This window comes from Phenylobacterium sp., assembly GCF_030651755.1.
Taxonomy (GTDB): domain Bacteria; phylum Pseudomonadota; class Alphaproteobacteria; order Caulobacterales; family Caulobacteraceae; genus Phenylobacterium.
This window is the reverse complement of sequence record NZ_JAUSBZ010000131.1, coordinates 1-4,146: the sequence shown is the minus strand read 5'-3', so window position 1 is coordinate 4,146 and position 4,146 is coordinate 1. Positions and strand designations below refer to the sequence as shown.

4 protein-coding genes and 1 pseudogene are annotated in these 4,146 nt (G+C 67.6%); 1 reads left to right on the top strand and 4 read right to left on the bottom strand.

Annotated elements, in window-relative coordinates:
- Positions 1–1,170: methylenetetrahydrofolate--tRNA-(uracil(54)-C(5))-methyltransferase (FADH(2)-oxidizing) TrmFO (gene trmFO / locus Q7V15_RS12220; RefSeq protein WP_304755902.1), on the bottom strand; the 1,170-nt coding region annotated here is incomplete at its 3' end.
- A gap of 125 nt (positions 1,171–1,295) precedes the next feature.
- Between trmFO and Q7V15_RS12215 the strand changes: the two genes are divergently transcribed.
- On the top strand, positions 1,296–2,222 hold the full coding sequence (locus tag Q7V15_RS12215) for a hypothetical protein (RefSeq protein WP_304755900.1): 927 nt from the start codon (positions 1,296–1,298) through the stop codon (positions 2,220–2,222).
- Between the two features lie 19 nt (positions 2,223–2,241).
- Here the strand turns inward: Q7V15_RS12215 and Q7V15_RS12210 are convergent, their stop codons facing one another.
- From Q7V15_RS12210 to Q7V15_RS16510, 3 genes and pseudogenes are all read right to left on the bottom strand, one after another.
- Positions 2,242–2,853, bottom strand: coding sequence for a glutathione S-transferase family protein (locus Q7V15_RS12210; protein ID WP_304755899.1), 612 nt, complete (start codon positions 2,851–2,853; stop codon positions 2,242–2,244).
- 75 nt (positions 2,854–2,928) lie between these two features.
- Entirely contained in the window at positions 2,929–3,729 is an 801-nt protein-coding gene (locus tag Q7V15_RS12205) for a hypothetical protein (RefSeq protein WP_304755898.1), read from the bottom strand.
- 19 nt (positions 3,730–3,748) lie between these two features.
- Positions 3,749–3,901 (bottom strand): annotated as a pseudogene (locus tag Q7V15_RS16510) (hypothetical protein); the annotation flags it as partial.
- Positions 3,902–4,146 lie beyond the last annotated feature (245 nt).

The window sequence follows — 4,146 nt, the reverse complement described above, 5'->3', positions numbered from 1 at the left end:
GGTGGTCGGCGGGGGAGGGGTGATCGGCGCTCCGAGGCGCTCGGCCGCGGCGAGGCGGCCAGCCATCAGACCGACGGCGGCGCTTTCCACATAGCCTTCCACCCCGGTCACCTGTCCGGCGAACCGCAGCCGCGGCTCTGCCTTCAGGCGCAGGGTTCCGTCCAGCAGGCGAGGGCTGTTGATGAAGGTGTTGCGGTGCAGGCCGCCCAGGCGGGCAAAGACGGCCTTTTCCAGACCGGGGATCATCCGGAAGATGTCGGTCTGGGCGCCGTGCTTCAGCTTGGTCTGGAAGCCCACCATGTTCCACAGGGTTCCAAGCGCATTGTCCTGGCGCAGCTGGACGACCGCATAGGCCTTTTCGTCCGGCTTGTGGGCGTTGGTCAGGCCGACGGGCTTCATGGGGCCGTGGCGCAGGGTTTCTCGGCCCCGCTCGGCCATGACCTCGATGGGCAGGCAGCCATCGAAATAGGGGACGTGCTCCCAGTCCTTGAACTCCGACTTGGGCCCGGCCAGCAGGGCGTCGATGAACGCCTCGTACTGGTCCTTGTCCATGGGGCAGTTGATATAGGCCGCCGCATCGCCGCCAGGACCCACCTTGTCGTAGCGGGACTGGCGCCAGCAGACATCCATGTTCACCGACTCCACCGTGACGATGGGCGCGATGGCGTCGAAGAAGGAGAGCTGCCCCTCGCCCGTCAGGTCGAGAATCGCCTGGGACAGGGCCGGTGAGGTGAGGGGACCGGTGGCGATGATCACCTTGTCCCAGTCGGCGGGCGGCAGGCCGGCGACCTCGCCACGATCGATGGTGACGTTCGGATGCGCCACGAGCCGTGCGGTGACGGCGTCGGCGAAACCGTCCCGGTCCACGGCCAGGGCGCCGCCGGCCGGCACCTGATGGGCGTCGCCGCAGGACATGATGATCGAGTCCAGCCGCCGCATCTCGGCGTGCAGCAGACCGACGGCGTTGCCGGCCCAGTCATCGGCCCGGAAGGAGTTGGAGCAGACCAGCTCGGCGAGCTTGTCGGTCTGGTGGGCGTCGGTGCCCCGCACCGGGCGCATTTCGTGCAGGACCACAGGAACGCCGGCCTGGGCGATCTGCCAGGCGGCCTCGGAACCGGCCAGGCCGCCGCCAATGACGTGAATAGGAGAGAGGCTCATGAGCGACCCCATAGCAATGATCTGCGCCCTTCGCGAGCCAGGCCTTGCAGCCAGGCGGGGCGCGCGCCTAGTTTCTCCGCCGATGGTCGGCGACTCCAGGCGTTTCAAGCCTTTGGCGCGCCGATCGGGGAGTTGAGATGACCACCTTTTCGCCGGGCGACGCCGCTTTCGAGGGCTTCCGACTGACACGGGAACACCCGCGCGTCGTGCTGATCTGGGCCGTGTTCCACCTCATCGTCTCGTTCGTCAGCGCCACGGCGCTGATCCTGCTGGGGGGCGACGTCCTGCTGCAGGCCGAGAACGCGGCTGAGATGACTCCGGCGGAGATGGCGGTGTTCATGCGCGACATGGCGCCGGCCTATCTGATCCTCGCGCCCATTGGCCTGTTTGTCGTCTCGGTGGCGGCGGCGGCGGTGTACCGGCTTCAGCTGCGTCCGGACGAGGCGTTCGAACAGGGCCATCTGCGGTTTGGCGCCGATGAGATCCGTCTGATCCTCCTGACCCTGATCTACTACCTGCTGACGATCGTCGGCGTACTGGCCCTGTCCCTGCTGGCGGCCATTGGCGCGGCCCTGGCCTCCCTGGCTGGGCAGGGCGCCATGGCCCTGGTCGGGGGCGGGATGATGCTGTTCTTCGGCGGACTGTGGCTGTTTGTGCTGGTGCGCCTGTCCCTGGCGCCGGTCCTGACCTTTGAGCACCAGCGGCTGGTGGTGTTTGGATCCTGGAGCCTCACCCGGGGCCACTTCTGGCGTCTGTTTGGGGCCTATCTGCTGGCCCTGCTGTCGGTGATCGTGGTCAGCCTGCTGGCCATGGTGATCTTCGCGGCCCTGGCCGGAATCGTCACGGTCGCCCTGGGCGGCGGTCTCGACTCGGTGGGAGAGGCTTTCCAGCCGGATTTCAGCTCGTTTGGGGCCTATATCTCCGCCCAGACCGTGCTCTATCTGATGTTCAACGCCGTTCTCACCGCCATCTACTATCCGGTGATCCTGTCGCCCCAGGTGATGGCCTATCAGGCCTTCAGCACCCCGGCCGAGGACGAGATCGGGCCAGACGGCGTCGCCTGACCCGATCGTCTTCGCAGTCTCAGGCTGAGGCGCTGGGCCGGGCGGTGACCCGCTGATGCCAGGCGGTCAGGTTGGCGTGTTCCGGGTTGATCTCCAGGCCGATCCAGGTGGCGAAATCCACCGCCGAGAGGGCGCAGATATCGGCGATGGTGAAGTCGTGGCCGGCGATGAAGTCACGGCTGGCCAGCTCCCGATCGAGCCACTTCTGAGCCCCGGCGTAGGTCTCGCGGTTCGACTCGCCAAAGTCCTTGAACTGGTTGAGCAGGGTGGCGGTGAAGGGGTGGGCGTGGCGCCAGTAGTTACCCACCGGCATCATCAGCACGAACTCCACCCGGCGGACCCACATGTCCACATGGGCCTTTTCCAGGGCGGTGCGACCAAACAGGGGCGGCTCGGGGTTGGTCTCTTCGAAATAGCGACAGATGGCGACCGTCTCGGAGATGGTCGATCCGTCATCCAGCTCCAAGGTCGGGATCTGACCCAGGGAGTTCTTCGCCCGGTAGTCCGACGACTTGTGCTCGCGCTTGCGCATGTCGACCAGGGTCTCGGGGAGGTCGATCCCCTTCTCCGCCAGGAAGATGCGCACGCGACGGGGGTTCGGCGCCGGCATGGGCGCGCCGTAGAGGATCATGGTCAGCTCCAAATCGCTTAAACGAATGGAACGAGGCTATTTCGAACAGCCGTTTACGGAAACCCTGACGTTACGTCAGCCAAGCTTGGGCAGGTCGCGGGCGAGGCCGGTCATGACGGCCGCCTCCCAGTTCGCAGGCCAGACCCCGCCGCGCGCCTGGACCACGCGGCGGGCGCGGGGGAGGAAGCGATCGCGCAGGTCGAGATTGGCGGCCAGCAGTTCGGCCTCGACCGCCCGGGGCGGGACCAGAGCCTCCAACTCGGTGATCTGTTCGGCGGTCAGGAACGGATAGAGCTTCTTGGCGCCGCCGCGGTCGGCCGGACCTATGCCGTTCTCCTCCAGCATCAGCTCGATCAGCAGACGGCGCAGATGGCCGACGCCGTCCTGCATCACCACCCACTCCCGCCGGCCTACGGCCACGGGGCCGAGGGAGAGGATGCGCAGGAATTCGGTGACGAGGCCTTCGACGCGCCGCGTGGCGGCGGCCGGATCGGACGCGGGCGCGGCGCGTCCAGTCGGACCCTGGCTGGCGTCGCCAAACAGCAGCATCACGGCGGCGGCGTTCTGGCGGGTGAACTCTTCGGGCGTCGAGAGCAGCAGATCGAACCGCTGCAAATCGGGCGTCGTCCCGTTCACCAGCCGGCCGAACTGGCTCAGGCGCAGGGCCGTGGTGGGAAGCGGCCCGTCCTCCGCCATCAGGTCGCCCAGTAGGCCCGGAATGTCGGCGGCCTCCGCCACCAGGGTGATGTCGATGTCGCTCCAGGCGTCGCCCCGGCCGGCGCCGAGGCTTCCGGTCAGCCAGGCTGAGAGGATGCGGTCGTCGGCGTCTAGCGCCGTCTCAAGCGTCTCCAGAAGGGATTGCTGATCCGGCGTCACAGTGGGGGTTCTCCAGAACTCAGGCGCTCTTGCGGCGTGCCAGGCGGCGCTGTTCGTGGCGCTCCAGCACGTCCTTGAGGTAACGGCCGGTCCAACTGGCCGGCTGAGCCGCAACGGCTTCAGGGGTGCCCACCGCGACGATCTCGCCGCCGCCGTCGCCGCCTGGGCCTCCGCCCCCGCCGACCTGCCAAGCCGCAACCGAGCCGCCCGCGCCCTCTACGACGCCTGCTTCTCCGCCGCCACCGTCCGCGCCCAGCTCGCGGAAGCCCTCGCCGCGCTCCTTCCCGCCGTCATCTGACCCGCCGCCCGCCATTCCTCCCGTCGCCTATCCACCAAAACAGCAGGATAGTCCGTTCGTCACGCGTTGCCTCACAATTCATGACACCGAAACAGAACGGTTCGGGGGTCGCGACCTTC

Coding starts and splice junctions, on each gene's coding strand:
- Q7V15_RS12215 (WP_304755900.1), top strand. CDS start 1,296: ATGACCACCTTTTCGCCGGGCGACGCCGCTTTCGAGGGCTTCCGACTG.
- Q7V15_RS12210 (WP_304755899.1), bottom strand. CDS start 2,853: ATGATCCTCTACGGCGCGCCCATGCCGGCGCCGAACCCCCGTCGCGTG.